This is a genomic window from Streptococcus sp. GMD4S (assembly GCF_000296955.1).
This window is the reverse complement of record NZ_AJRE01000287.1, coordinates 1-975: the sequence shown is the minus strand read 5'-3', so window position 1 is coordinate 975 and position 975 is coordinate 1. Positions and strand designations below refer to the sequence as shown.

Genomic DNA, 975 nt, shown 5'->3' with positions numbered 1-975 from the left:
GTACTTTGTGGTGGTTTGACTGCCCTTATCGAAGCAGGTTTTGAAGTCTTGACAGAAGCAGGCTATGCCCCAGAATTGGCTTACTTTGAAGTTCTTCATGAAATGAAATTGATCGTTGACTTGATCTATGAAGGTGGATTCAAGAAAATGCGTCAATCTATCTCAAACACTGCTGAATACGGTGACTATGTATCAGGTCCACGTGTGATTACTGAGCAAGTTAAAGAAAACATGAAAGCTGTTTTGGCAGATATCCAAAATGGAAAATTTGCAAATGACTTTGTAAATGACTACAAGGCTGGTCGTCCAAAATTAACTGCTTACCGTGAACAAGCAGCTAACCTTGAAATTGAAAAAGTTGGTGCAGAATTGCGTAAAGCAATGCCTTTCGTTGGTAAAAACGACGACGACGCATTCAAAATCTACAATTAATTCTTGTAAAGAGAGACAGAAGGCGAGTTGGGGGTACCTAACTCGTTTTTTATCTTGAAAAGTACTTGAGGAGGAGACAATGCTAAGTGCAAAAGATGTGGTGAGAGCCCACAAAGTTTTGAGTGGTGTAGTAGTTGATACACCACTAGAATATGATCATTATTTATCAGAAAAATACCAAGCAAAGATTTATCTCAAAAAGGAGAATGCGCAACGAGTTCGCTCTTTTAAGATTCGTGGAGCCTATTATGCCATTTCTCAACTATCAAAAGAAGAACGCGAGCGTGGTGTAGTCTGTGCCTCTGCGGGAAATCATGCCCAAGGTGTCGCCTATACTTGTAATGAGATGAAGATTCCTGCAACCATTTTTATGCCCATCACAACACCGCAACAAAAGATTGGGCAGGTTCGCTTTTTCGGTGGAGAGTTCGTGACAATCAAGTTGGTTGGGGATACCTTTGATGCTTCTGCTAAGGCAGCACAAGAATTTACATTGACAGAAAACCGCACCTTTATCGATCCTTTTGATGATGCGCATGTTCA

1 protein-coding gene and 1 pseudogene are annotated in these 975 nt (G+C 40.8%); both read left to right on the top strand.

From position 1 onward, the window contains the following. Positions 1 to 432: pseudogene (locus GMD4S_RS09400) on the top strand (ketol-acid reductoisomerase); the annotation flags it as partial. A 79-nt stretch (positions 433 to 511) separates the two neighbouring features. After that, positions 512 to 975: pyridoxal-phosphate dependent enzyme (locus tag GMD4S_RS09395; protein WP_000947311.1), on the top strand; the 464-nt coding region annotated here is incomplete at its 3' end.